Genomic DNA, 25,723 nt, shown 5'->3' on the forward strand with positions numbered 1-25,723 from the left:
GGGCACAGGGCGCGGTGGGCGGTTCCCGGCCAACGCGGACCCGCCCACCGGCGGAATTCATGCGATCGCAACGCTGTGATCTCGACAGATCACCCTGTGCGGTGCCACTCTCCCGCCATGCACCTCACCGCCCGAAGCCTCCTCCCCGCGCTTCCCGCCCTCCTCGTCATCGCCGCCGCCACGGCCTGCGCCCCGCAGGACACGTCGTCCGAGGCCGGCGCGTCGTCCTCGGCGTCCTCCTGCGACCCGGGCGCACTGGCCACCGAAACGAAGGGGAAGCTGACGGTGGGCACGGACAAGCCGGCCTACGCGCCCTGGTTCCAGGACGACGATCCGACGAGCGGCAAGGGCTTCGAATCGGCGGTGGCGTATGCCGTGGCCAAGGCTCTCGGGTACGAGAAGGACCAAGTCGTCTGGCAGACCGTGCCGTTCAACAACTCGTTCGCACCCGGCGAGAAGAACTTCGACTTCGACATCAACCAGATCTCCATCAGCGACGAGCGCGAGAAGGCCGTCGACTTCTCCTCGGGCTACTACGACGTACGGCAGGCCGTCATCGCGCTGAAGGACTCCCCGTACGCCAAGGCGACGACCGCCGCCGCTCTCAAGGACGCCAAGCTCGGCGCGCAGGTCGGCACCACGAGCCTCGACACGATCAACCAGATCATCAAGCCGACGCGGCAGCCCGCCGTCTACCAGAAGAACGACTTCGCCAAATCGGCGCTGCGCAACGGCCAGGTCGACGCGATCGTCGTCGATCTGCCCACGGCCTTCTACATCACCTCGGCGGAGGTGCCGGACGCCAAGGTGGTCGGCCAGTTCGCGAACTCGGCCGGCGCGGCGGAGAAGTTCGGGCTCGTCCTCGACAAGGGCAGCGCGCTCACGTCCTGCGTCTCCCGGGCCGTCGACGGGCTGCGGGCGGACGGCACGCTCGCCGCGCTGGAGAAGCGGTGGCTCGCCGACGCCGTGGACGCCCCGGTGCTCACGTGACCTCCTCGGACACCGTCCGGCTGACGAAGGACGAAGGTCAAGGCGGGGGCGGGGACACGTACACGCCCTCGGCGCGGCGGATCGCGCGCGAGCGGTACAAACGCGCCCGCGCACGCCGGGCCACCGCCGTCGCCGCGCTGTCCACGCTGGTGACGGGCGTGGTGCTGTTCCTCGTCATCACGGGCTCACCCGGCTGGCAGCGCACACGCGAGACCTTCTTCAGCGCCGAGTACGCGCGCATGGCCCTGCCCAAAGTCCTCGACGGACTGCTGCTCAATCTGCGGCTGCTGGCGGTCTGCGGGGTGTGTGTCCTGCTGCTCGGGCTGCTGCTGGCCGTCGCCCGCACCCTGCGCGGCCCGGTCTTCTTCCCGGTGCGCGCCCTGGCCACCGCGTACACCGACTTCTTCCGGGGGCTGCCACTGATCATCTGTCTGCTGATGGTCGTCTTCGGTGTCCCGGCGCTGCGGCTGGAGGGCGTCACCACGGACCCCGTGCTGCTGGGTGGGACGGCGCTGGTCCTGACGTACTCCGCGTATGTCGCCGAGGTCTTCCGGGCGGGCATCGAGTCCGTACACCCCTCGCAGCGGGCGGCGGCCCGTTCGCTGGGGCTGTCCAGTGCCAAGACGCTGCGGTACGTGGTGCTTCCGCAGGCCGTACGGCGTGTCGTGCCGCCCCTGCTGAACGATCTGGTGTCGCTCCAGAAGGACACCGGTCTCGTGTCGATCGCCGGTGCCGTGGACGCCGTGTACGCGGCGCAGATCATCGCCGGAAAGTACTTCAACTACACGCCGTATGTGGTCGCGGGCCTCGTCTTCGTCGCGCTGACGATCCCGATGACCCGCTTCACGGACTGGGTCACGGCCCGGATGGACCGCCGACGCGCCCAGGGAGGAACCGTATGACGGCCGACGACACCCGCACGGCGGGCGGCCACGACGCCCCGGTGCTGCGCCTGGAGTCCGTACGCAAGACCTTCGGGCGGGACCGGGTCGTCCTGCGCGATGTCAGTCTCGATGTGGCCCCGCACACCGTGACCGCGCTGATCGGCGCCTCCGGCTCGGGCAAGTCGACCCTGCTGCGGTGCGCCAATCTGCTGGAGGAGATCGACGACGGCGCGATCTTCCTCGACGGCGAGGAGATCACCGACCCGCGGGCCGACCCGGACGCGGTGCGCCGCCGTATCGGGGTGGTGTTCCAGTCGTACAACCTGTTCCCGCATATGACGGTGCTTGAGAACATCACGCTCGCGCCGCGCAGGGTCCTCGGCGTCTCCCGCGAGGAGGCGGAGACACGGGCGCACGAGCTGCTGGTACGGCTCGGCCTCGAGGACAAGGCGGGGGAGTACCCGGACCGGCTCAGCGGCGGTCAGCAGCAGCGCGCCGCGATCGTACGCGCACTGGCGGTACGGCCGCGGCTGCTGCTCCTGGACGAGATCACAGCGGCGCTCGACCCCGAACTCGTCGGTGAGGTGCTCTCGGTCGTACGCGATCTGAAGGGCGATGGGATGACGATGGTGCTGGCCACGCACGAGATGGGCTTCGCCCGTGAGGTCGCGGACCAGGTGTGTTTCCTGGACAACGGGGTGGTGCTGGAGCGCGGCACGCCGCAGCGGGTGTTCGGGGAGCCGCGGCAGGAGCGTACGAGACGCTTCCTGCGGCGGATCGTCGAGGCGGGCCGGCTGTGACGGCCCGCCTGACGGGGAGGAACGGTTCATGAAGCGGTCTCACCGGCGCGCACCATACCGACGTTCGACACATACTGGACCAGGCTGATCAGCGCGTCCACCGAGGCGGCGCGCTCACGCGCGTCGCACATCACCACAGGTGTCTCCGGCAGCAGGTCGAGCGCGGTGCGCAGCTCCTCCACCCCGTACTCCTCGCTGTCCGGGAACTGGTTGACCGCCACCGCGAACGGCAGCCCCCGGAGCTCCAGTTGCTCCAGGACATCGAAGCTGTCCTCCAGCCGCCGCGTGTCGACGATGACGAGCACACCGAGCGCGCCCTCCGCGAGGCCGTCCCACAGATCCCAGAACCGCCGCTGTCCGGGGGTGCCGAACAGATAGAGGACCAGCCAGGAGTTGAGGGTGATCCGGCCGAAGTCCATGGCGACCGTCGTGGTGGTCTTGGTGCTCATACCGGCCAGATCGTCCACGCCGATGCTCGCCTCCGTCATCACCTCCTCCGTGCGCAGCGGTGCGATCTCGCTGACCGAGCCGACCAGGGTGGTCTTCCCGACACCGAAGGCGCCCACCACGAGAATCTTGACGGCCTGCTGGACCGTGTCGGGCAAGTAGCGGTCAGCGGAGCCGACGGAGACCATCCAGTACCTCCTGAAGCAGTTGCGAGTCGGGCAGAACGGCCTGCGGAACGCCGGAGCGCGCGGACAGATGGCCACTGTCGACGAGATCGGATGCCAGCACCTTCACCAGACTCACCGGCAGTTCGAGATGGGCGGCGGCCTCCACCAGGGACAGCAGCCGCTCGCACATCCGCACCAGCGCGCGCTCCTCCCGCGTCGCGGAGACCGGAACGTCGCGCGGGGGATCGACGGCGATGAGAAGGGTCTCGACTCCTATGGTGTTACGGGAGGGCCTGGAGCGTCCCCTGGTGATCACATAGGGACGTAACGCACTGGCCGCGTACTCACCGTCCGGTTCACTCACCGCGCGGACTCCTGTCGCGGCGGGCTGCTCAGATTGCCGGCGCCGATCTTCATGACCTGTGCCTGCATCTGACGGGCGACCAGCTTCGGATCCACCACCGGGCCGGTCACCACCGCGAGATGGGCGCCGTTGGCGCTGCGCATGAACAGGAACCCGCCATTGAACTCCACCATCTGCTGATGGACGGCCCCACCGTCCTCGCCGAACTCCCGGCCCAGGCTGCGGGCCAGGGACTGAAGACCCGAGCAGTTCGCCGACAGCCGGTCGGCGGAGTCCCGGTTCATCCCCTCGGAACTGGCCAGCAGCAGTCCGTCGGCGCTGAAGACGATCACCTCGCGCACCCCGGGGACAGCGGCGACCTCGGCGATCATCCAGCCTCGCTGCTCCGGGTTCTCCACGTAACTCATGCTCACGTCAGTCCTTCCGGTGAATCTGGGGTGGGGGAGGAAGAGCCGTCCTGGCCCTCGTGCGGAACGGAGTCGGACGCCGGGACGGCCCGGCCGCCCTCGAAGAACTGCTCCATCCAGTCACCGGCCTGTTCGGGTGTGCCCGGCGGTGTGAGGGCGGTGGGGGCCGCCTCGACCGCGGGGGCGTATTCGTCGCGTCGTGAGCGGCGCTGGGGAAGCCGGCGACCGTTCCGGGACGGGAGGGCCGGGGCGTCCCGGAACGCCGCGTCGCGCGCGGCCGGCACTGACACGTCCGGTGCGGGTGCCGGTGCGGTGGCGGGTTCGGGGGCGGCGGGCCGGGACGCGACCGGCTCGGTCGCGGCGGCCTCGGGGGCGGATCCGGGGGCGGCTTCGGAGGCGGCCGGCCGAGCGGCGGCCGGGTGGTCGGCGGCGGAGCCGTTTCCGGAGGCGGTCCGCTCCGGCGCGGTGCCGGTCGCGTCGGGCCCGTCGGGCGCTGAGGTGGGCTGGGGCACGTGGGGTACCTGGGGAACGGGAGAGGCGGGCGCCGTCGTACCGGCGGGGGCGAGGGTCTCCAGTACCCCCGTGGGCACCAGCACCACGGCGCGGACACCGCCGTACGGCGAGGGACCCAGGTCGACCTGGAAGCCGTGCCGGTCGGCGAACCGGCCCACGACCGGGAAGCCGGTCTGGGGGATCTCACCGACCTCGCCGACCCCGAGCAGCCGGGAGCCGGACACGATCTCGCGTGCTTCGGCCAGCCGGTACTCGTCCATGCCGAGACCGCCGTCGTCCACCTCGATGACCGCGCCGCGCTGCACCGTACGCACGGTCACGGGCACACCCGTCCGGGGCGGTGAGTACTCGGTGGCGTTGGCGAGCAGTTCGGCGAGCAGATGGATCAGCGGTTCGACGACCGACGGTGTGACCCCGACGTCCGGGTCGCCGGTGACCTCGACACGCTTGTACGCCACGATCCGTCCGGACGCGGCGCGGACCACGTCGACCATCGCCAGCGGCTTCTGCCACTGCTGCCCCGGCCACTCGCCGCAGAGCACCTTGAGGCTCTGCGCGTGCCGGGCCTGCTGGGTCGCCGCGTGATCCACCTGCATGGTGGTCTCCAGCAGATCGGCGTCACCGGGATAGCGGTCCGCCAGCCCCGTCACCGCGGCCTGGATCCGGTGTGCCGAGGTCTGCACGCGGCTGGCCAGCTCGACCAGCGCGAGTCGCTGCGACTCCTCGCGGTGGTCCACCGCCTCGGCGACCTCGGCCAGCAGCCGGCCGAACCAGTCGGTGACCCCTTCGCCCAGCCGTTCGGGGCTGTGCAGCGGTCCGGGGATCTCCGTCCTGGCGAGTGCGGCGGGCAGCCGCTCCTTGACGAGATGCTCGACCTCCTCCCGTACCAGCTCGGCCTGGTGCTGGACATGGGAGCGCCAACGGGTGTCGCGACGGGCCGTGTCCGCCTCCCGCTCCCGGGTCTCGTCGCCGCAGCGGACCACATCGGACTCGGCGCGCCGGTGCTGTGCGCGCAGCACCAGCAGACAGACGAAGACCAGCAGCGCGATCACGCTGTAGGTCGCGGTCACACCGGCGCCGAGGCGCGTTATGGGCACGATCGCGACAGCGAATGCGGCGAGAGCGGCCACCATGGTCGTCGGCCAAAGCCACGGCGACCTGCGGGAGCGGGGAGAGGGCGCGGGGGAACGTGCCATGGAAAACCTTCGAGTTGGCTGAAAAAATGTGGTGCTGGGGATTCACCCGGTAGTGGTCACGGGGAGTGAGGGCGGCGCGGAGCCGGTACGACTGGCGGGTGCGAGGGTGTCCGTCGGCGGGGTATCTCACTCCCACCGTGGCCATGTGATTTGATCATGGGTTGAACTACCTCTTCGCCAGACGTTGTTGGGGGATCGTATATCCGCCCGGCCTCACCTGACGTCATATCCCGGCACCGGACGTCTCGAAGGTATGTTTCGTGCCGGGCGCACGCCGGTGTTGTTCTGTACATGAGCATCGCGGTGAAGCCGACAGGCCCCGGGCCCCAAGAGGCCCGTCTGGCTGGGCGGTCTTCCTCTCGGGTCCCCCGCGCCAGGGGCGCGGGAAAGGGCGTCGGGCGCCTCGTGTATTCCCTTCGGGCTTCCCTGGACGACGGTTGACATGAAAGCAAAGAAAAGGCAAAGGCCAGTAGATCCGGTGTCATGCGGGCAGGGTGGGCTGATTGAACTGGCAAGTTTCTCAGGCCCTCAGGGGAAGCGATTCCGTGAGTCTCATGGAACGGGAAAGGGAATTCGCTTGTCTCGCACAACTGTTGGCGGAGTGACCGCCGCGGGCCTCCCGCCGAACGGGGCCCGGGTGTCGGGCCCCGCGGACTGAGCGCGGAGGAGGCGCGGCCCTCTGCTCGCTGCTGCGGCCGAGCGGAGGACGGGCCGAGGTGGCCGGCTTCGACACCGTCACGCGGGCCGCCGAGGTGCGCTACCGGATCGGGCTGACCGGTCAGAACCCCGCCGTCGACGAGGTGCTGAAGGGACGTCAGAACCTCGTCATGTTCGGCCGTCTCTACCACCTGGACGCCACGTCCGCCCGCGCCAGAGCGGCCGAACTGCTGGAGCAGTTCAGTCTGACCGAGGCCGCGGACAAGCAGGCCAAGCACTACTCCGGCGGTATGCGCCGACGGCTCGATCTGGCCGCCGGCTTTCTCATGGCGCCGCAGGTGCTCTTCCTCGACGAGCCGACGACGGGTCTGGACCCCCGGCACCGTATCGAGGTGTGGGATGTCGTCCGCTCGCTCGTCGACGCCGGGACCACGGTCCTGCTCACCACCCACTATCTGGACGAGGCCGATCAACTCGCGGACAACATCGCGGTGGCAGGCGACGCGAAAGGCCCGACGGCAGCAGGCACGGAAGCGGAGGTCCCGGCATGACGCACATCCTGGTGAAAGCGTCCACGGCGATCGCCGCGGCTCCGGCGATCCCGCGGACCCCGCTCGCGCGGCTGCGCTGGGCGCTCACCGACACCTGGACGATCACTCAACGGGACCTGGTCCACTGGGTGCGGGAGCCGGGGCGCATTCTCGCCGGACTGCTCTACCCCAGCGTGATGGTGCTGCTGTTCGGCTATGTGTTCGGCAGCTCCATGACCGTCGCGGGCGGCGGGGACTACCGTCAGTTCCTCATGCCCGGCATGTTCGCCATGACGATGATGATGGGCATCGGCGAGACGATGGCGGCCATCAACAGCGACGCCAACAAGGGCGTCACGGACCGCTTCCGTTCGATGCCCATGGCGCCCTCCGCGGTGGTGGCGGGCCGGAGCGTGGCCGACATGCTCTACGTCGGGCTGCTGATCCGCACCCAGGAGACGGTCGCCGCCCTGTACGGCATGCTCTTTCCGCTGACCATGATCTCGAACACCTTCGCCTCACCGAGCGCGATGCCCGGCTGGCTGGGCGCGATCGCCGAGTGGAACCCCCTCTCGTCCACGGTCACCGCGACCCGTGAACTCTTCGGCAACCCCGGTGCCGGCGGCGGCTCGTGGATCGCTGAGCACGCGCAGCTGATGGCGGTCGTCTGGCCGGTGGCGCTGATCCTGATCTTCTTCCCGCTCTCGGTCCGCCGCTACCGGCGACTCAGCCGGTAGTCCTCGCCCGCGGGCCTCGCACCTGGCCTTTCACCGCTCACCGCGCGGACAGCCCGGTGTGGCCGAAGTGACGGCCGCACCGGGTTCGTTGCCGTCCGGGCCCGGCGCACCGATCTTGGCCGGGTCTAATCTGTAACCCCACAGGTCAACGTGACGGGGCGGGTAGGACGATGTCGGCAACGCGGCTGCTGGTACTCGGAGTGGTGCGGACGCACGGCACGGCGCACGGCTATCTGATCACCAGCGAGCTGGAATCGATGTGGGCCCAGGAGTGGGCCAAGCTCAAGTCCGGTTCGATCTATCACGCGCTGCGACAACTCGCCAAGGACGGACTGATGCGCGCCACCCAGATCGAGGAGTGGCCGGGGCGGGTGGACTACGAGATCACCGAGCAGGGTGACGCCGAGTTCCTCCGGCTGCTCAGGGAGGCCCTGAAGCGGCCCCGATCCCCGTCCCGATCTGCTGGCCGCCGCGCTGGTCCTGCTCACGGAGCTGCCACGCGCCGAGGCCGTCGCGCTGCTGAGGGAACGGCTCGCCGCCCAGGAGGCGGAGCGTGACCGGATCGCCGACCGGATCGCCGCCGACGAGTCGGACCGCCTCGGCGAGCTGTTCGAGATGCTCAAGGATTCCGCGGACAGCAACATCACCTGGACGCTCGGCCTGTTGCGCCGGCTCGAATCGGGCGCCCATGTCATGGCGGACGACAAGCCGTAAGAGAGCCGGGCGGCGGGCTCAGCGCTTCATGCGGTCGATCTCGCGGATCTTGTTGGTCACATCGAGGGCGGCGACCTTGTACGACTCGGCGAGCGTCGGGTAGTTGAACACCGCGTCCACCAAGTAGTCGACCGTACCGCCGCACCCCATCACGGCCTGGCCGATATGTATCAGCTCCGTCGCCCCCGAGCCGAAGCAGTGCACTCCGAGCAGCCGCCGGTCCTCCGGGGACACCAGCAGTTTCAGTACGCCGTGCGCGTCCCCGACGATCTGGCCCCTGGCCAGTTCGCGGTAGCGGGAGACCCCGACCTCGAACGGCACCCGGTCCTTCGTCAGCTGGTCCTCGGTCCTGCCGATGAAGCTGATCTCCGGGATGGTGTAGATCCCGATCGGCTGGAGATGGTGCATGGGATTAACTGGCTCGTCGCATGCGTGGTACGCGGCGGCCCGGCCCTGTTCCATCGAGGTCGCGGCCAGGGCGGGGAAACCTATGACGTCGCCGACGGCGTAGATGTGCGGAACCTCGGTGCGGTAGTGCTCGTCGACCGTGATCCGGCCGCGCCCGTCGGCGGAGAGACCCGCCTTGCCGAGGTCGAGTTCATCGGTCAGTCCCTGGCGCCCGGCGGAGTACATCACGGCGTCGGCGGCGATCTTCTTGCCGCTCTCCAGAACGGTGAGCGTGCCCTGCTCGTGCCGTTCGACCGCCGCCACCGTCTCACCGAAGCGGAAGGTCACGGCCAGATCCCGCAGCCGGTACTTGAGGGCCTCGACCACCTCGACATCGCAGAAGTCCAGCATGCCCGCGCGCTGTTCGACCACAGTGATCTTGCTGCCGAGGGCGGCGAACATCGACGCGTACTCCATGCCGATCACGCCGGCGCCGACGATCACCATGGACCGGGGCACCTTCTCCATGCTGAGCACACTGTCCGAGTCCATGACCGTACGGTCGTCGAACTCGACGCTCGCCGGGCGGGCCGGCCGGGTGCCGGTGGCGATCACGATGTGATCCGCGGTCAGCAGCCGGTCCTGACCGGAGGCGTCGCGTACGGCGACCGTGTGGTCGTCCATGAAGCGGCCCGTGCCCGCGAGCAGGGTGATCTGGTTCCTGGCCAGCTGGCTGCGTACGACATCGACCTCCAGGCCGACCACATGCCGCGTCCGTGCCGTCAGATCGGCGACGGTGATCTCTTCCTTGAGCCGGTAGCTCTGGCCGTACAGATCCCGCTGAGCCAGCCCGGTGAGATAGAGCACCGCCTCGCGCAAGGTCTTGGAAGGGACGGTTCCGGTGTGGATGGAGACACCGCCGACCATGTCGGGGCGGTCGATCACGGCGACCCGGCGACCGAGCTTGGCCGCCGCTATGGCGGCCTTCTGGCCGCCCGGTCCTGATCCGATGACAAGCATGTCGAAGTCGGGCACGGGAGGAGTCTGTCAGCCGTGCGTGTTTCCCGGAAGAGCGGGCGCGACGGTGAGACCCTGACCGGGCCTCACCGGGGGGAGCCGGGCCTCACCGAGGGAAGACGGGCAGCACGTGGTTCTGAAAACGTTCGGATGGGCGTTCGCCGTCACCGCGGCGGGCCTGGCACTCGGGGCGCTGTACGGCGGTTGGGCCGCTCTGGGGATCGTCGCCGTCCTCGCGGTCCTGGAGATCTCGCTCTCCTTCGACAACGCGGTGATCAACGCCGGGATCCTGAAGAAGATGAGCGCCTTCTGGCAGATGATCTTCCTCACCGTCGGTGTGCTGATCGCCGTCTTCGGCATGCGGCTCGTCTTTCCCGTCCTGATCGTCTCCCTCACCGCCAAGATCGGCCCGGTCAAGGCGGTGGAGCTGGCGATCAACGACAAGAACCGCTACCAGGAGCTGGTGACGGACGCTCATCCGTCGATCGCCGCCTTCGGCGGTGTCTTCCTGCTGATGATCTTCCTCAACTTCCTCTTCGAGGACCGGGAGATCAAGTGGCAGGCATGGCTGGAGCGGCCACTGGCCAAGCTCGGCCAGGTCGACATGCTCGCGGTCTGTATCGCGCTGATCGTGCTGCTCGTGGCGTCCATGACGGTCGCCACCCATGCCCACCAGCACGGCGGGACACACGTGGACAAGGCCCAGTCGGTGCTGACGGCCGGCGTCGCGGGGCTCATCACGTATCTGATCGTCGGCGGGCTCTCCCGCTTCTTCGAGCAGCGCATCGAGGACGAGGAGGAACGGGTCGAGGAGACCGAGAGGAAGCGCGGACCCGGCCAGGCGGTCGCGCTCACCGGCAAGGCCGCGTTCTTCATGTTCCTGTATCTGGAGGTGATCGACGCCTCGTTCTCGTTCGACGGGGTCATCGGCGCCTTCGCCATCACCAACGACATCGTGCTGATGGTCCTCGGCCTCGGCATCGGCGCGATGTATGTCCGGTCGCTCACGGTCTATCTGGTCCGTCAGGGGACGCTCGACGAGTTCGTCTATCTGGAGCACGGCGCGCACTACGCCATCGGCGCGCTCGCGCTGATCCTGCTCATCACCATCCAGTACCAGATCAGCGAGCTCATCACCGGACTCGTGGGCGTCGTCCTGATCGGCTGGTCCTTCTGGTCCTCGGTCCGTCGTAACGCGCGCCTGGCCGCGTGACCTCCAAGCCTGGCCGCGTGACCCCCGCGCCTGGCCGTGTGGTTCGTGAGCCCGGCGCTCTCACGCCGAGACGACGGTGAAGAGGCCGCCGTCGGGGTCGCGGAGAGTGGCCTCCTCCCCGGCGGGGGTGAGGTCCGGCGGGGTGACGACCAGACCTCCGGCCGCGGCGGCGGCCCGCGCGGCGGCGGTCACATCGGCCACCCGGAAGTACACATGCCAGCGCGGTCTGATCTGCGGGTCAGGGGCGCTCTCGATCGCGCCGCCGCGCAGCGCCGCGACCGTGTGCGCGCCGTCGCGCACCAGCACCTGATCGTCCTCGTAGTGGACCTCGCAGCTCTCCTTCTCGTCCGAACCCCAGCCGAGGACCTGCCCGTAGAAGATGGCGGCGGAGAACGCGTCCCGGGTCCGCAGCTCCAGCCGCGCCGGCGCGCTGCCCCGCCCCACGGACCAGCCGGCGATGGTCCTGCCCTCCCAGAAACCGAACACGGCGCCGTCCGGATCGGCGGCGAGGGTGGCACGGCCGGTGTGCATGGGCAGCGGCCCCACCGCCACGGTCGCGCCCCGCTCTCGGATACGGGCGGAGACCAGGTCGGCGTCGGCGACGGCGAAGTAGGGGGTCCAGGCGACCGCGGCCTGGAGGCTCGGAGCGAGCGCCCCGATCCCGGCGACCGCCGCGCCGTTGTTGAGCGCGAGACTGAACTCGTCGCCCAGGGCCGTGGGCCGGAAGCTCCAGCCGAGGACCGCGCCGTAGAAGACCTGGGCCGCGTCCAGATCGCGGGCCATCAGGCTCACCCAGCAGGGGGCCCCGTTCGCGGGGTGACGTGACGCCGGCATGGTTCCTGTCCGCTCCTTTCCTTCCGGCTCTCAGCCCATCGCCCGGTCGAGGTTGATCGCCGAGCTGATCAGCGCGAGGTGGGTGAACGCCTGCGGGAAATTGCCCAGATGCTCACCGGTCAGCCCGATCTGCTCGGCGTACAGCCCCACATGGTTGGCGTAGGTGAACATCTTCTCCAGCGCCAGCCGTGCCTGCTCCACCTCACCGGTGCGGGCGAGCGCCTCCACCCACCAGAACGAACAGATGGAGAACGTGCCCTCGGAGCCGTCGAGCCCGTCCGGGGCCTGGGACGGGTCGTAGCGGAACACCAGGTTGTCCATCACGAGCCGGTCGGCGATGGCCTCGACGGTGGACAGGAACCGCGGATCGACCGGCGAGATGAACTTGACCATGGGCATGAGCAGCACCGAGGCGTCCAGGATGCTCTCGGGAGGCCGGTCCGGCTCGGGGGAGAGCCGCTGGACGAAGGTACGGGTCCGCGGATCCCAGCCGCGCGACATGATCTGGTGGTAGATCTTGTCCCGGGCGGCGGTCCAGCGGCCCAGATCGCCGGGCAGTCCGCGCTGGCGCGCCATTCTGATCATGCGCTCCACGGCGACCCAGCACATCAGCCGTGAGTAGGTGTGGTGCTGCTGGCCCGCCCGGGTCTCCCAGATGGACTCGTCGGTGCTGTCCCAGTGCTCCAGCAGCCACTCCAGGATCTCGCACAGATCGGTCCAGCTGTCGTGCGAGATGCCCGCGCCGTACTTGTTGAACAGATAGATCGAGTCGATCAGTTCGCCGTAGATGTCCAGCTGGCGCTGGTCACTGGCGCTGTTGCCGGTACGCACCGGATGCGAGCCCCGGTACCCCTCCAGATGCCCGAGCACCTCCTCGGGCAGATGGGCGTGACCGTCGATCGAGTACATGACGCGCAGCGGGCCCACCCTGCCGTCCGTCGCGTCCCGCAGCCGCTCGGCCAGCCAGCTGATGAACCCCTGGGCCTCCTGGGTGAAGCCCATCCGCAACAGCGCGTACAGGGAGAACGCGGCGTCCCTGATCCATACGTACCGGTAGTCCCAGTTGCGCGCGCCGCCGAGCTGTTCGGGAAGCCCGAGCGTCGGCGCGGCGACGATGGCGCCCGTCGGTTCATGGGTCAGCAGCTTGAGGGTCAGCGCCGAGCGGTGGACCATCTCCCGCCAGCGGCCGGTGTAGGTGGACTGCCGCAGCCAGCGGCGCCAGAAGTCCACGGTCGCCTCGAAGAGCGCCTCGGCCGCCGCCGCGTCGACCGCGCACGGAACCGGCCCGGTGTCCGGGCCGATGCCCGCGTCCGCGGCGGCGGCCTCGGAGGCGCAGTCCGTTTCGAGGTCGAACAGGGCCGTTTCGCCCTCGTCGAGATCGAACGTGGCGAAGGCGTCGGTGTCGTCGAGCGACAGCGGGATGGAGGACCGCAGTTCGAGCGCGAGGGCGTCGCCGACGAACCGTACGCCGTCCGGCATCCGCTCCAGCCGGTGCCGCTCGCGGCCGTAGTTCAGCCGCGGCGCGATCCGCATCCCCAGCCGCATCCGGCCACGTACGTTGACCACCCGCCGCACCAGCCGCTGCCGGTGGTGCGGGTCCTGCTCCCGCACGATCGGCATGAAGTCCTGGACCTCCACGATGCCGTCCGCCGTGAGCATCCGGGTGATCAGGATGTTCGTGTCGGGGAAGTAGAACTGGTTGTGGGTGGAGATCTGGCACACCGGACGGATGGCCCAGCAGCCGCCGCGCTCCGCGTCCAGCAGGGACGCGAAGACGCTGGGGGAGTCGAAGCGGGGAGCGCAGAACCAGTCGATCCGGCCGTCGGTGCCCACCAGCGCCGCGGTCCGCAGATCTCCGATCAGACCGTGCTCGGCGATCGGCAGATATGCCTCGCCCCGCTGGTCCCCGGTCGGGGTCTCCGTCTCCTGAGCGTCCTCGTTCATGGTGCTGTCGAGTCTCGCGCACCGGCCCCGGGCCCGCATGTCGGTACGGGAGCGGACGCGGTTCAGGTGCGCTCGCCGTACACCCGGAGGTAGTCGACCCGGTACGACATGGCGGTCGCTCCCGGCTCCGGGGCGGGATGGTAGCGACCGGCGCAGACGGAGAGATTGACGATGAGGTGCGCCCGCCAGTCACGGCCGACGCCCCTGCCGTCGGCGAAGACGGGCCGGCCGTTGACCCACCAGACGACGGTCCTGGACCGGAACTCCACCTTCAGCCCCACCCAGGCGCCGGGGGCGATCGCCGGGTCGGTGTAGTAGCGCCCGCCGCCCCGCACACGGTTCGACAGCTCCAGCAGATGGGGGTTGTCGGGGTGGTACTCGAAGACGTCGATCTCGTTGCCGCCGTCCAGCCAGGTCCAGATCGCGGGCCACGCCCCGGTCCCGGTGGGCAGCTGTACGCGCGTCTCCAGCACATCTCCGGTCCGGACGGTGAACTCCTCGGGGCTGCCCTCGGTGGTCAGCAGCCCCGTGTTCCAGTAGCCGTCGGAACGGCGCGCCGCCCGGAAGACGCCACCGCGGCTGTACTCCGCGTCGGGGACGAGATGATCGAGCTTGTTGTCCCCGGGATTGGTCGGCCCGCCGCCGGGATACGCCCACGAGCGCCCCGCGACCCACTGCTCCGTGGAGCAGAAGTCGGCGGTGAAGCGTGGCGTACGGGGCGGGCGGGACGTCTGGGACGGGGCGGGCGTACCGCTGCTCATGATGTCCTCTCCCGAGACCCGGATCACGGACCGGCCGCCGGTGCCGGCCTAGGGCCTGTCTTCAAAGTCCCGCCTGCCCGCCGGGCGGACGGCGCTGCTTTGAAGACAGGCCCTGGCCCAGGCTAGGGACCCACCGGCCGGGCGCGGGGGAGGCGTACCGGGTGCGCGCGGGCGGCCCTTTGTTCGTACGTCACCCCGTCCGTGGCCGGTCGGCCGCCGGGAGGCGCCGGGTCCACGCGAGGACCAGGACGGACGCCACCGCCGCGAGGGCGCACCAGGTGGAGATGAACTCCAGCCGCCAGAGCACCGCGCACAGCACCGCTCCGTACGCGACGACCACACCGAGCAGCCGCACCGTCGGATCGCCGCCGATGAGCAGCGCGCCGACGGTGGCAAGAAGGTAGGCCGCCACGAACCAGGGGGTGTGCGGGAGACCGAGCGCGTACCCCATGGTGTGGCCGCGGATCTCGGCCGTCACCGTCCGGTGGACGAGGAAGTACGACAGCGCCGCGGCGGTGCCGAGCCCGATCGCGGCCGGGACCATCAGCCGTCGCCGCGCCCGGGGCGGCGCGGCGAGCAGGACGGCGAACGGCACCCACACCGCCAGCACGGGCAGGGCGATCACGGCCCAGGCGAGGGTGGCCGGGCCCGCGCCGCCGCCGGAGCGCCACACGGCCGATTCGATGATCTGGTGTGCGCCCAGGAGCAGCGGCAGCGCGGCGAGCGGCAGATCGCGGACCCTGTGCACACGCGCCACACAGGCCACACCGACCGCGGTGACACCGGCGCCCACCACAAGATCGGCTGTCGCACTCCAGCACACGCGCACCACGGTACGCGCCGGCCCGTCACCGGGCGCGGTCACCACGAGGGAGCACTACGTGCTCCACGTCATCGGGGAAGCCTCTCCGTGTAGGTGATCCGCTTCAGGTGGTAGTAGTCGGCCACACATCCGGCCGGCCAGATCCTGCTTCCCCTGCCCCCGAACGGCTCCCCCATCCCGCTGACCGACAGCGGCTTGTACGGGAGGATCCGCGCGCCCCGCGCCGCCCGCTCCCGCAGCCACTGGTCCTGGTGGTCCCACTTCTCGGCCCGTACGCGCATGTTCTCGCCCAACTCGCCCAGCGGAAAGGCCAGTCCGACACAGACCGAGACACACATCGCCGCCCCTGCGGCCGTCGCGACGACGCCCGCACGCCCCCGCAGCGCCCGCCCCAGGAGAGCTCCGGCGCCCGCCAGAAGGACGACGAACAACAGGAGATAGTCGTTCCAGGTCCGGTACGCGGTCACCACATGTGATCCGAAGAGCGGGTACGTGATGACCGTGCAGAGGTAGCCGGCGACCAGGAACGTGACCGTGCCCGCGCCCAGCAGGAAGAGCGGGCGGCACGGCAGCAGCACCGGCGCGCGCCCTTCCCGGTTCCCGGTCAGCAGCGCCAGCAGCACACCGGCCGCGAGCGCGCCCAGATAGTGCCAGGTGGTGAACAGGGTCCCGAGGATGTCGAGGAACCCGTCCAGCGAGTCCGCCAGCGATTCGGGCGCGAACATCGAGGCGGTGCCCGCGTCGTACCGCTCACGGCGGTTGCGCGATCCCGGGGAGGTCAGCAGCAGCAGCGTGCCGATCCCGATCCCGGCCACACCCGCCAGACACCAGGCGCGCGCGTGGGCGCGTACGCGGGGGACGAGGATCCTGCGGTTGAGCAGCAGCAGAGCCGCGAGCACGACCAGCGCGACGACCGACGTCTCCTCCGAGAGCGTGCCGAGGAAGGCGCCCACGACGAGCGCGGAGGCCGCCGCCACGACGCGTCCCCGCCGCGACCGGGCCCACAGCAGGGGAACCGCCGCGGCGCACGCCAGTACCGGTGCGGCGGTGTGCGAGACGGAGGAGGCGGGCCAGTAGAACGTCTTGTACGTGTTGAGGCTCGCGAAGAGGAACACCACCGTCACCATCGACGCCACGAGCAGTGGTACCCCACGCGGCGCCGTCCGGCCCGCCAGGCGCAGCAGCAGTACGGTCACGGCCCACAGCAGCCCCAGCATCACCACACCACTGACCAGGCCGAACCACTGGTGGCCCGCGACCCCGAACTTGGCGTACAGCCCGACCAGCAGACCGTTGCCGAGCCGCCCGTTGTCCGACAGGTAGAACTTCCCGAGCAGCCCCACGATGCCGTGATCGCGCACGCTGGGCAGGAAACACCACTCGTCCGCGCTGGGACGTACATGGCGGCCGAGCCAGAACGCCGACCCGAGAAGGCACAGAGGCAGTGTCAGCAGACCCAGCACCCCGTATTTCGTCCACGGGCGTACGGCGGGTAGGGATGACCCGCGGCCGTTCTCCCGCTCCTGCCCGGGGCTTTCCCCGGGCTGTTCCGGGATGATGACGCTCGGCGCGCCCGCGGCCATGTACACCACTGCCTTTCGAAAGGGGACGTTCCGTTTCCGGTGGGACCGCGGCCGGGCGCCGGTGCTCTATCGCTCGGAACGGGCTTGTCCGACGGAGGTCGCCGACGGCGCACCGGACGGAAAGGACGCACGCGTCGCGTCCGTTTCCCGGACCACGTAGTGCGGACGGCGCTTCGCCTCGTGGTAAATGCGCCCGACATATTCGCCGATGACGCCGAGCGTGGCGAGCTGAATTCCGCTGAGCGCCACGATGGCCGTCATGAGTGTCGTATAGCCGGGCGCGTCCACACCGTTGAGAGCGACATTCGCGATAATCCACAGCGCGTAGACGAGCGCGGAGAGAAAGAGCCAGAGACCGCTGTGGATGGCGAGACGCAGCGGGCGGCTGTTGAAGGAGAGCAGTCCGTCGATGCCGTAGTTGAGCAGATTCCGCCCGCCCCACTTGGAGGTGCCGGCCGCGCGCTGGACATTCCGGTAGGTGAAGCTCGCCGTGTCGAAGCCGATCCAGGAGAAGATTCCCTTGGAGAACCTATTGCTCTCCGGGAGCGACAGCACACTGTTCACCGCATGGCGCGAGAGCAGCCTGAAATCGCCCGCCCCGTCCACGACATGGACGTCCATACAACGCCGCACCAGCCGGTAGTAGACCCTGCTGAGGGCGGTGCGCAGGGCGCCCTCGCCCGTGCGGTCGCGCTGCGCCACGACCTGGTCGTAGCCGTGCCGGTGCAGTTCCAGCATGCGGGGGACCAGCTCAGGGGGGTGCTGGAGATCCGCGTCCATGAGCACGACCGCGTCGCCCCTGGACATACGCAGTCCCGCGAGCATGGCGGCTTCCTTGCCGAAGTTGCGGCTGAAAGAGGTGTAGCGGACGCGCGGGTCGGCCGACGCCAGTTCACTGAGCTGTCGTCTGGTTCCGTCCACGCTGCCGTCGTCCACGTAGCAGATCTCGAAAGTCTGCCGGGTCGGTTCGAGGGCGGCGAGCAGAGTGAGGTGAAAGGTACCGAGCACCTCGCTCTCGTTGAAGCACGGTACGACAATGGAAATCTGAGGGATCGTCATCTCACTCCACATACCCGTGGTGGGGCGGGAAGGAAGGGGCACCGAAAGGGAACGGGTCGCGAGGGGAAATCCGTTGGATCACGGTGCTGTTGGTGGTGTTGCGGGGGCGTTACCCGGTCCTGCCGTAAGGATTTCCGGAGCGGTCACGGAAAAGGGGTACGCGCTGCGTGGAGACGGTGCGTCAGCGGGTGGCGGCCGGCGGGCATATGAGCAGGAAGAGATGTGACGGAACGTTCCTCACTCTTCTTCCTCCGGTTCACGCCGCGTTCACTGATGCGGTGGCAACTATAAGATTTATCAATCGCCTGCTCAAGCGTCACCACGGCATGGCGCCGAGGCGGCTGAAGCGTTTCTGCGGCATCGTCACGCCCTGTAGGCATGCTCGTCGGACGGTGGAATGCGAGACCCGGGAGCTGTGATCTCCGGCACAGTCGATGACCCGGGGGCGGATCCTGCATTTCAAGGGCGTGACAGGCCGATATCACGCACATGATCCGCGGATTGCGGTCCTGGCAAGGCGTCCGATTGCTGCCCCCTCGTGAGGGTTCTTCAGCTACGGAGTGTGGGGGTCGGCGGCAATTTGTAACTCGTCGCGCAGCGTGACCAGTTGACCCCCGGGAGGCAGGGCCAGTTAACTACCGGCCAGTCACCCCCACGGTCTGCCCCCCACGTTCGCCCCCACGGTTCACCCTTCCCACGGTTCCCCCCACCCTTCACACCCCCCCGCCATTCCCCCCACGGTTCACCCCCCACTTCGATCCGGGAGACTTCATGCGGATGCCGGAATCCGTCGCGTCCATTGAGTTCTCACTGCCCCAGTCGGTCATCGCCGTCAACCCTCTGCACCGCTCGTCGCCACGGCTGACGGCCGCCGCCGCACGGGCGGGCGCTCTCAGCGTGCTGGAGCTGTCCACGGGTGATCCGCGGAGCGTCGCCGACACACTCGACCGCACGCTTCGCTGGTCATCGCTGCCGTTCGGGGTGCGGATACGTCCCGGCTGCACCGTCACCGCGGCGGAGCTGCCCGAGCCGGTGGACACCGTGCTGCTGGCGGACCCCGGGCGCACGGCGGGGGAGTTCGCCGGCCGCCGGGTTCTGGTGGAGGTGACCGATCTGGCGGGCGCGCGACAGGCGGCCGGAGCCGGGGCGGCCGGGCTGATCGTGCGCGGTGCGGAAAGCGGTGGCAGGGCCGGTGAGCTGAGTACGTTCGTGCTGCTCCAGCAGGTGCTGGCGGACCCGGACATCGCGCTGCCGGTCTGGGCGTGCGGTGGCATCGGACCGCACACGGCGGCCGCCGCCGTCGCGGGAGGCGCGGCGGGTGTCGTACTCGACACCCAGCTCGCGCTGTTCGACGAGGCGGGCCTGCCCGCGGAGCTCACCGGCGCGCTCACCGGACTCGACGGCTCCGAGACCGTGCTGCACCACGGGATCCGGGTGCTGCGCCGCCGTGGTCCCGGCGCCCCCGAACTCCCCGCCGACGCGGCCGAGTTCGCGGCCAGGGTCGGCAGCGACGATCTGCGCACGCAGTTCCTGCCGGTCGGTCAGGACGCCTTCCTCGCGGCCTCCTTCGCCCGGCGCTGGAAGTCGGTGGGCGACGCGATACGGGGCGTCAGGGGCGCGATCTCCGCCGCCGTCGAGGACGACCGGCCCGCCGCCGCGCTGGCCGCGGGCTCGGCGGGTGCGCGGGCGCTCGGCACCGCATGCCCCATCGCCCAGGGGCCGATGACCCGGGTCAGCGACGAGCCGGCGTTCGCCGCCGCCGTCGCGGCCGGGGGCGGCCTGCCGTTCCTGGCACTGGCGCTCGCGAACGCGGACCGCACCCGGACGATGCTGGAGCGCACCCGCGAAGCCCTCGGCGACGCCCCCTGGGGAGTCGGGGTGCTCGGGTTCGCGGACGAGGAGATCAGGTCCGCGCAGCTGGAGGTCGTACGGGAGCTGCGGCCGACGCACGCGATCATCGCGGGCGGCAGGCCGGCCCAGGCCGCCGCTCTGGAGGCGGAGGGCATCGCCACCTTCCTCCATGTGCCCTCGCCGGGGCTGCTGCGGCAGTTCCTCGCGGCCGGCGCGCGCCGGTTCATCTTCGAGGGCGCCGAGTGCGGTGGGCACGTCGGACCGCGCAACAGCTTCCCGCTGTGGGAGGCGCAGACCGAGGTCCTGCTCGACTTCGTGGCCGAGAACGGCGACGAGACCGCCGCCGAGCTGACCGTTCTGTTCGCCGGCGGCATCCACGACGCCCGCTCGGCCGCCATGGCGGCGGCCCTCGCCGCCCCGCTGACCCGCGCCGGAGCCGCGTTCGGTGTGCTGATGGGCACCGCGTACCTCTTCACCGAGGAGGCGGTCGCGGCCGGCGCCATCCAGCCGCTCTTCCAGCGCAGCATCATCGCCGCCGAACGCACCGATCTGCTGGAGACCGCCCCCGGCCACGCCACGCGGTGCGCCCACAGCGCCATCACCGAGGACTTCGCCCGGCTCAAGGACGAGCTGCGCGGGCAGGGCGTGCCCGACCGGGAGATCTGGGAACAGCTGGAGCGGTTCAACGTCGGCAGACTCCGGCTCGCCAGCAAGGGCATCGAGCGGGTCGGCGACGAGCTGCGGCCGGTCGACGAGACACGCCAGTCCGACGAGGGCATGTTCATGGCGGGGGAGGTCTGTGTCCTGCGTGAATCCGTCACCTCCGTCGCGGCGCTCCACGAGTCCGTCGCCGACGGGGCCGCCGGATGGCTGCGCTCCCGGGCCGCCGCACTGCGCACCGCGCTCGGTCTCGACCGGACGGACGAGGACGGGGAGAGCGCGCCCGAGCCGCTGCGGATCGCCGTGGTGGGCATGGCCGGCATGTTCCCCGGCGCCCCCGACCTCGCCGAGTTCTGGGCCAACATCCTGGAGGGGAAGGACTGCGTCACCGAAGTCCCGGCACACCGCTGGGACGCGGAGCGGTACTACGCGCCCGACGGCGACGGCGAGCGCACCCCCTCGCGCTGGGGCGGGTTCCTGCCCGAGATCCCCTTCGACCCGCTGCGCTACGGCATCCCGCCGGCCTCGCTGGCCAGCATCGAACCCGTACAGCTGCTCGCGCTGGAGGCCGCGCGACGGGCGCTCGCCGACGCCGGATACGACGGGGCGGACGCGGATCACGCCCGTACCTCCGTAGTGTTCGGCGCGGAGGCGGGCAGCGATCTGTCCAACGCGACGACCCTGCGTACGGTGCTGCCCGGGTACGTCGGCACCATCCCGGCCGCGCTCGACGAACAGCTGCCACGGCTGACCGAGGACTCCTTCCCCGGCATGCTCGCCAATGTCATCGCGGGCCGGATCGCCAACCGGCTCGACCTCGGCGGCGCCAACTACACCGTGGACGCGGCCTGCGCGTCCTCGCTCACCGCCGTGGACGTGGCCTGCAAGGAACTGGTCACCGGCACCAGCGATCTGGTGCTCTGCGGCGGCGCCGACCTGCACAACGGCATCAACGACTATCTGCTGTTCTCCTCCGTGCACGCGCTCTCCCCGACCGGCCGCTCCGCCACCTTCGACGGCGCCGCCGACGGCATCGCGCTCGGCGAGGGCGTGGCCTGTGTGGCGCTCAAGCGGCTGGCCGACGCCGAGCGCGACGGCGACCGGGTCTACGCCGTGATCGACGGCGTCGGCAGCGCCAGTGACGGCCGGGCGCTCGGACTGACCGCGCCCCGCCCGGCCGGACAGCGCTCCGCGCTCACCCGCGCCTACCGCAACGCCGGTGTGTCCCCCGCCGACGTCGGTCTGATCGAGGCGCACGGTACCGGCACCGTCGTCGGCGACCGCACCGAACTCACCACGCTCACCGAGGTGTTCACCGAAGCGGGGGCCGAGCCGGCCGGCTGCGCGGTGGGCTCGGTGAAGTCCCAGATCGGCCACACCAAGTGCGCGGCGGGACTGGCCGGACTGATCAAGACCACGCTGGCGCTCTACCACGGGGTGAAACCGCCGACCCTGCATGTGCGGCAGCCCAACGCGGCCTGGGACGGCGACAGCAGCCCGTTCGTCTTCCACACCGCCGCCCGGCCGTGGGCCGCGGAGCCCGCGGACCGGATCGCGGGAGTGAGCGCCTTCGGATTCGGCGGCACGAATTTCCATGTGGTTCTACGCGCGTATGACCAGGCGCCACCCGCTCATACGCTGGACACCTGGCCCGCGGAGCTGTTCACGTTCCGCGGCCGGGACGCCGCCGCGGCCCGCCGCGCGGCTCGCGCGCTCCTTGAGCTGCTCCAGCGCGGAGGCGAGTGGCGACTGCGCGACTACGCGCGTCACGCGGCCCACCGAAGTGACCAGGCGGCGGTACGCGGCGAGCCGGTACGGATCGCCGTGGTCGCACCGAGCCTCGCGGCCCTGCCCGGGCTGCTGCGCAGGGCCGCCGACGGGGAGCGGGACCCGGATGCCGGGCTCCATGTCGCCGACGACACGGCGACCGACGACACGGCGACCGGCGCCACGGGTGCCGATGCCACGGGCAGCGACGCCGAGGGGCCCGGAAAGCTGGCCTTCCTCTTCCCCGGACAGGGCAGCCAGCGCCCCGGCATGCTCGCCGAACTCTTCGTCGCCTTCCCCGAGTTGCAGCGCTACCTCCAGCTCGGCGCCCGCTGGGCGGACGCGCTCTACCCGCCGGCCGCCTTCGACGAGGAGACGAAGGCCGGCCAGCTGGCCCGGATCACCGACACCTCCGTCGCCCAGCCCGCGCTCGGTGTGGTCGAACTCGCCGCCGCCGAACTGCTGGCCTCGGTCGGCGTACGCCCCGCCATGGCGGCGGGTCACAGCTACGGCGAACTGGTCGCGCTCGGTGTGGCCGGGGCGCTCGCGCCCCAGGACGTCCTGACCGCGAGCGCCGCCCGCGCCGAGGCGATCCTCGCCCAGGTGGCGGACGGCGACGCCGGCACGATGGCGGCCGTCACCGCCACCGTCGAGCAGGTCGAGGACGTCCTGCGGCCGGCCGGTCTCGCCGAGGACGTCGTCGCCGCCAACCGCAACGCGCCCCGGCAGACCGTCATCTCGGGACCCACCGGGCCGATGGCCGCGGCCGTCACCCATCTGCGGGACGCCGGCTACTCGGCCAAGCCGCTCCAGGTGGCCTGCGCCTTCCACAGCCCCCTGCTGGCGGGCGCGGGCGATGCCTTCGCCGACCGCCTCGCGTCCATGACCGTCTACCCGACCGCCTTCGACGTGTGGGCCAACCGCACGGCCGAGGCGTACCCGGCGGAGCCCGAGGCGATCCGGGCCGGTCTCGCCGCGCAGATCGGCGCGCCCGTCCGGTTCACCGAGCAGATCGAGGCCATGTACGCGGCGGGCGCCCGGGTCTTCGCCGAGGTGGGCCCCGGTCGCGTACTGAGCAGGCTGGTCGCCGCCGTCCTCGGCGACCGTCCGCACCGTACGATCCCGCTCGACGCCGGCCGTGGCGCCGGACTGACCGGCTTCCTCACCGCCCTGGCCCAGCTCGCCGTCAGCGGAGCCGATGTCCGCACCGGCCGGCTCTTCCAGGGACGCGACGCGGTCGACCCCGAGACCACGGTCCCCGAGCGCACCGCCGGCTGGACGGTGGACGGCCAGCTCGTCCGTCTCGCCGACGGCACCATTCCCCCCAACGCCCTGCACCCCGCCAGACCCGTTACGGAGCTGATCGTGCCGGAGAACCACGCCCCCCACGGCGCCGCCGCGTCCGGTGCCGACGCACTCGTCGCCGAATTTCTGCGCACCAGCCGGGACTTGGTGGCGGCGCAGCGCGACGTCATGCTGAGCTATCTGGGCGGCCCCGTGACCGTCCCGGCGGCGGACCGGCCGCTCGTTCACACCGTCGCACCACAACTGTCCGCCCCCGCCGCACTGCCCGCCCCCGCCCCGGCGACCGCGCTCGTCGCCTCCGCCGCTCCGGCCCCTGCCGCTGTTCCGGTTGTCGCTGGTCCGGTGTTGGGTCGTGAGGCGGTGTTGGGTGCGGTGTTGGCGGTGGTGGCGGAGCGTACGGGTTATCCGGTGGACATGATTGAGCCGGATCTTGATCTGGAAGCGGATCTGAGTGTGGACTCGATCAAGCGGACGGAGATCGCGGGTGAGTTGGCGGTTCGGCTGGGTCTGCCGGTGGATGGCGGTGCTGAGCTGGACGGGCTGAGCGCTGCCCGTACCGCCGCCGGGATCGCCGGACTGCTCGCCACCCGGCTCGGTGGAGGGGAGACCTCCGAGACGAGTGGCGCCCGGACCGGTCCCGCCGCACCCGCCTCGCCCGCCGGGCCCGAGGCCGAGGTCGTGCCCCCGCAGCGGCTGGAGTTCACCGAGACCGAACTGCCCGCCGTGACCGGGACCGTGGAGAGCGGACGTACGGTGCTGCTCCTCGGCGGCGGTGAGCTGGCCCCGGTCGTGGCGGACCGGCTGCGCGCCGCCGGGGCCGAGCCGGTGCTCGTACCCTCCGGGGAGCTGCCGGAGGGCGGCGCCGACGCCGTGCTCTATCTGGATGCCCTCGACGCGTCCGACTCGCCGCTGCCCGAGGCCTTCCCGCTCTTCCAGACCGTGCTGGCCGGCGCCCCGCGCCGACTGCTCGCCGTCGAGCGCAGGACCGAGGGCGCGGCCAGCGGTCTGCGCGGCTTCTTCCGCAGTGTCGCCCGCGAGTACCCCGACCTCGCCGCGACCCTGGTCGAGGTGGCGCCCGGCGCGGCACCGGACGCGGTCGCCGACGCGCTGGTCACCGAACTCGCCGCCACGGAACGGGAGCCGGTCGTCCTGACCGACGGCGGCACCCGGCGCGCCCTGCGGCTGACCCTCACCGATCTGGGCGCGCTGGCCGCCACCGGCGCGGGCCCGGCCGGTGACGGGGTCGCGGAGGCCGAGGCGGCGGGGCTCGACCGTGACGCGGTCGTCCTGCTGGTCGGCGGAGCCCGCGGGATCACCGCGCGGTTCGCCCGTACGATCGCCTCCGTCAGCCGGTGCCGTATCGAACTGATGGGCCGCACGCCGGTCCCGGCCGGCACCGAGGACCCGGCGACCGCCGGAGCCACGGACCGTGCCGGGCTGCGCGCCGCCTTCCTGGCAGCCGGACCGACCTCGCCCGCCGAGGTCGAGCGCCGGGTGTCCGCCACGCTCGCCGCGCGCGAGGTGCGCGACACCATCGCCGGACTGCGGGTGCTCGGCAGCCAGGTGCGCTACCACTGCGTCGATGTGCTCGACACGGAGGTGGTACGGGCCACGGTGAAGGACATCCACGCCGAGCACGGCAGGCTCGACGGTGTCGTCTACGCCGCCGGGGTCATCGAGGACAAGCTGATCGCCGAGAAGCCGGTCGAGTCGTTCCGCCGCGTGTTCTCCACCAAGGTGGGCGGGGCGCGCGCGGTGCTCGACGCGGTCGACTCACTGCCCACCGGCCCCCGCTTCGCCGTACTGTTCGGCAGCATCGCCGCCGCGCTCGGCAACCGGGGCCAGTCCGACTACGCCGCCGCCAACGACGCCCTGGAGGAACTGGGACGCCGCTGGTCGACCACTGAGCGGCGCGGGCTGACCGTCCACTGGGGCCCCTGGGCGGCTGCCGAGACGAACGGCGGCATGGTCACCCCGGAGCTGATGCGCTCGTACGTGTCCCGGGGCATCAAGCTCATCGACCCCGAAGAGGGACCGCTGAGCCTGCTGCGTGAACTCGCCTGGGGCGCCCCCTCGGTGCACGCCGCGGTCTACACCGCCTCCGGCTGGTGAC

18 protein-coding genes and 1 pseudogene are annotated in these 25,723 nt (G+C 70.7%); 8 read left to right on the plus strand and 11 right to left on the minus strand.

What is annotated here, in order from left to right; translation table 11 throughout:
- Window positions 1-117: 117 nt before the first annotated feature.
- Genes ACFRKB_RS25950 through ACFRKB_RS25960 form a run of 3 tightly spaced genes read left to right on the plus strand, consistent with a single transcriptional unit; the run spans window position 118 to window position 2,674 of the window.
- Complete coding sequence (locus tag ACFRKB_RS25950; RefSeq protein ID WP_383108829.1) at window positions 118-990, plus strand: ABC transporter substrate-binding protein; 873 nt, start codon at window positions 118-120, stop codon at window positions 988-990.
- Window positions 987-1,892, plus strand: a complete 906-nt coding sequence (locus ACFRKB_RS25955; protein ID WP_383108831.1) for an amino acid ABC transporter permease — start codon at window positions 987-989, stop codon at window positions 1,890-1,892. The genes ACFRKB_RS25950 and ACFRKB_RS25955 overlap by 4 nt, the downstream gene beginning before the upstream one ends.
- Window positions 1,889-2,674 carry an amino acid ABC transporter ATP-binding protein gene (locus tag ACFRKB_RS25960; protein ID WP_383108832.1) on the plus strand — a complete coding sequence of 262 codons (786 nt, stop codon included), beginning with the start codon at window positions 1,889-1,891 and terminating at the stop codon, window positions 2,672-2,674. Before ACFRKB_RS25955 ends, ACFRKB_RS25960 begins: the two co-directional genes overlap by 4 nt.
- A 26-nt stretch (window positions 2,675-2,700) precedes the next feature.
- Here the strand turns inward: ACFRKB_RS25960 and ACFRKB_RS25965 are convergent, their stop codons facing one another.
- From ACFRKB_RS25965 to ACFRKB_RS25980, 4 genes are read right to left on the minus strand one after another with little or no spacing between them, the layout of a single operon-like run.
- Window positions 2,701-3,309 (minus strand): GTP-binding protein, encoded by a 609-nt coding sequence (locus ACFRKB_RS25965; protein WP_365970571.1) that lies wholly within the window; start codon window positions 3,307-3,309, stop codon window positions 2,701-2,703.
- Window positions 3,287-3,652 (minus strand): DUF742 domain-containing protein, encoded by a 366-nt coding sequence (locus ACFRKB_RS25970; RefSeq protein WP_383007730.1) that lies wholly within the window; start codon window positions 3,650-3,652, stop codon window positions 3,287-3,289. Before ACFRKB_RS25970 ends, ACFRKB_RS25965 begins: the two co-directional genes overlap by 23 nt.
- Window positions 3,649-4,059 carry a roadblock/LC7 domain-containing protein gene (locus tag ACFRKB_RS25975; protein WP_030353840.1) on the minus strand — a complete coding sequence of 137 codons (411 nt, stop codon included), beginning with the start codon at window positions 4,057-4,059 and terminating at the stop codon, window positions 3,649-3,651. Before ACFRKB_RS25975 ends, ACFRKB_RS25970 begins: the two co-directional genes overlap by 4 nt.
- 2 nt (window positions 4,060-4,061) lie before the next feature.
- Complete coding sequence (locus ACFRKB_RS25980) at window positions 4,062-5,669, minus strand: ATP-binding protein (protein WP_383108833.1); 1,608 nt, start codon at window positions 5,667-5,669, stop codon at window positions 4,062-4,064.
- A 776-nt stretch (window positions 5,670-6,445) separates the two neighbouring features.
- On the opposite strand from ACFRKB_RS25980, the pseudogene ACFRKB_RS25985 reads away from it, so the two are divergent.
- From ACFRKB_RS25985 to ACFRKB_RS25995, 3 genes and pseudogenes are all read left to right on the plus strand, one after another.
- A pseudogene (locus ACFRKB_RS25985) lies at window positions 6,446-6,937 on the plus strand (ATP-binding cassette domain-containing protein); the annotation flags it as partial.
- Between the two features lie 35 nt (window positions 6,938-6,972).
- The gene (locus ACFRKB_RS25990; protein WP_383108834.1) at window positions 6,973-7,692 is read left to right on the plus strand and encodes an ABC transporter permease; all 720 of its coding nucleotides are present in this window, start codon (window positions 6,973-6,975) and stop codon (window positions 7,690-7,692) included.
- A gap of 170 nt (window positions 7,693-7,862) precedes the next feature.
- Complete coding sequence (locus ACFRKB_RS25995) at window positions 7,863-8,249, plus strand: PadR family transcriptional regulator (RefSeq protein WP_383108836.1); 387 nt, start codon at window positions 7,863-7,865, stop codon at window positions 8,247-8,249.
- A 175-nt stretch (window positions 8,250-8,424) separates the two neighbouring features.
- Here the strand turns inward: ACFRKB_RS25995 and sthA are convergent, their stop codons facing one another.
- Entirely contained in the window at window positions 8,425-9,828 is a 1,404-nt protein-coding gene (gene sthA / locus ACFRKB_RS26000; RefSeq protein ID WP_030353838.1) for a Si-specific NAD(P)(+) transhydrogenase, read from the minus strand.
- Window positions 9,829-9,940: 112 nt separating this feature from the next.
- Between sthA and ACFRKB_RS26005 the strand changes: the two genes are divergently transcribed.
- On the plus strand, window positions 9,941-11,023 hold the full coding sequence (locus tag ACFRKB_RS26005) for a DUF475 domain-containing protein (protein ID WP_383108837.1): 1,083 nt from the start codon (window positions 9,941-9,943) through the stop codon (window positions 11,021-11,023).
- Between the two features lie 60 nt (window positions 11,024-11,083).
- Here the strand turns inward: ACFRKB_RS26005 and ACFRKB_RS26010 are convergent, their stop codons facing one another.
- The 6 genes from ACFRKB_RS26010 to ACFRKB_RS26035 form a co-directional block, all read right to left on the minus strand.
- Window positions 11,084-11,857, minus strand: a complete 774-nt coding sequence (locus tag ACFRKB_RS26010) for a VOC family protein (RefSeq protein WP_383108838.1) — start codon at window positions 11,855-11,857, stop codon at window positions 11,084-11,086.
- Between the two features lie 30 nt (window positions 11,858-11,887).
- The gene (locus ACFRKB_RS26015; protein WP_383108839.1) at window positions 11,888-13,801 is read right to left on the minus strand and encodes a glycoside hydrolase family 15 protein; all 1,914 of its coding nucleotides are present in this window, start codon (window positions 13,799-13,801) and stop codon (window positions 11,888-11,890) included.
- 62 nt (window positions 13,802-13,863) lie between these two features.
- Complete coding sequence (locus ACFRKB_RS26020; protein ID WP_383108840.1) at window positions 13,864-14,562, minus strand: glycoside hydrolase family 16 protein; 699 nt, start codon at window positions 14,560-14,562, stop codon at window positions 13,864-13,866.
- Window positions 14,563-14,752: 190 nt separating this feature from the next.
- The gene (locus ACFRKB_RS26025; protein ID WP_383108842.1) at window positions 14,753-15,385 is read right to left on the minus strand and encodes a DUF6629 family protein; all 633 of its coding nucleotides are present in this window, start codon (window positions 15,383-15,385) and stop codon (window positions 14,753-14,755) included.
- Between the two features lie 68 nt (window positions 15,386-15,453).
- A complete protein-coding gene (locus ACFRKB_RS26030; RefSeq protein ID WP_383108843.1) occupies window positions 15,454-16,848 on the minus strand; it encodes a DUF6056 family protein in 1,395 nt (464 codons plus the stop codon).
- Window positions 16,849-17,034: 186 nt separating this feature from the next.
- Window positions 17,035-18,027: a glycosyltransferase family 2 protein gene (locus tag ACFRKB_RS26035; RefSeq protein WP_383108844.1), complete on the minus strand. Its 993-nt coding sequence runs from the start codon at window positions 18,025-18,027 to the stop codon at window positions 17,035-17,037.
- Between the two features lie 771 nt (window positions 18,028-18,798).
- Here ACFRKB_RS26035 and ACFRKB_RS26040 point away from each other — a divergent pair.
- The gene (locus tag ACFRKB_RS26040; protein ID WP_463291755.1) at window positions 18,799-25,722 is read left to right on the plus strand and encodes an SDR family oxidoreductase; all 6,924 of its coding nucleotides are present in this window, start codon (window positions 18,799-18,801) and stop codon (window positions 25,720-25,722) included.
- Window position 25,723 lies beyond the last annotated feature (1 nt).

Origin of the sequence: Streptomyces scopuliridis (assembly GCF_042790125.1) — a bacterium.
Classification (GTDB): Bacteria; Actinomycetota; Actinomycetes; order Streptomycetales; family Streptomycetaceae; genus Streptomyces; species Streptomyces scopuliridis_A.

Coding starts and splice junctions, on each gene's coding strand:
- ACFRKB_RS25995 (WP_383108836.1), top strand. CDS start 7,863: ATGTCGGCAACGCGGCTGCTGGTACTCGGAGTGGTGCGGACGCACGGC.
- ACFRKB_RS25975 (WP_030353840.1), bottom strand. CDS start 4,059: ATGAGTTACGTGGAGAACCCGGAGCAGCGAGGCTGGATGATCGCCGAG.
- ACFRKB_RS26015 (WP_383108839.1), bottom strand. CDS start 13,801: ATGAACGAGGACGCTCAGGAGACGGAGACCCCGACCGGGGACCAGCGG.
- ACFRKB_RS25950 (WP_383108829.1), top strand. CDS start 118: ATGCACCTCACCGCCCGAAGCCTCCTCCCCGCGCTTCCCGCCCTCCTC.
- ACFRKB_RS26010 (WP_383108838.1), bottom strand. CDS start 11,857: ATGCCGGCGTCACGTCACCCCGCGAACGGGGCCCCCTGCTGGGTGAGC.
- ACFRKB_RS25960 (WP_383108832.1), top strand. CDS start 1,889: ATGACGGCCGACGACACCCGCACGGCGGGCGGCCACGACGCCCCGGTG.
- ACFRKB_RS25965 (WP_365970571.1), bottom strand. CDS start 3,309: ATGGTCTCCGTCGGCTCCGCTGACCGCTACTTGCCCGACACGGTCCAG.
- ACFRKB_RS26040 (WP_463291755.1), top strand. CDS start 18,799: ATGCGGATGCCGGAATCCGTCGCGTCCATTGAGTTCTCACTGCCCCAG.
- ACFRKB_RS26035 (WP_383108844.1), bottom strand. CDS start 18,027: ATGACGATCCCTCAGATTTCCATTGTCGTACCGTGCTTCAACGAGAGC.
- ACFRKB_RS25990 (WP_383108834.1), top strand. CDS start 6,973: ATGACGCACATCCTGGTGAAAGCGTCCACGGCGATCGCCGCGGCTCCG.
- ACFRKB_RS26020 (WP_383108840.1), bottom strand. CDS start 14,562: ATGAGCAGCGGTACGCCCGCCCCGTCCCAGACGTCCCGCCCGCCCCGT.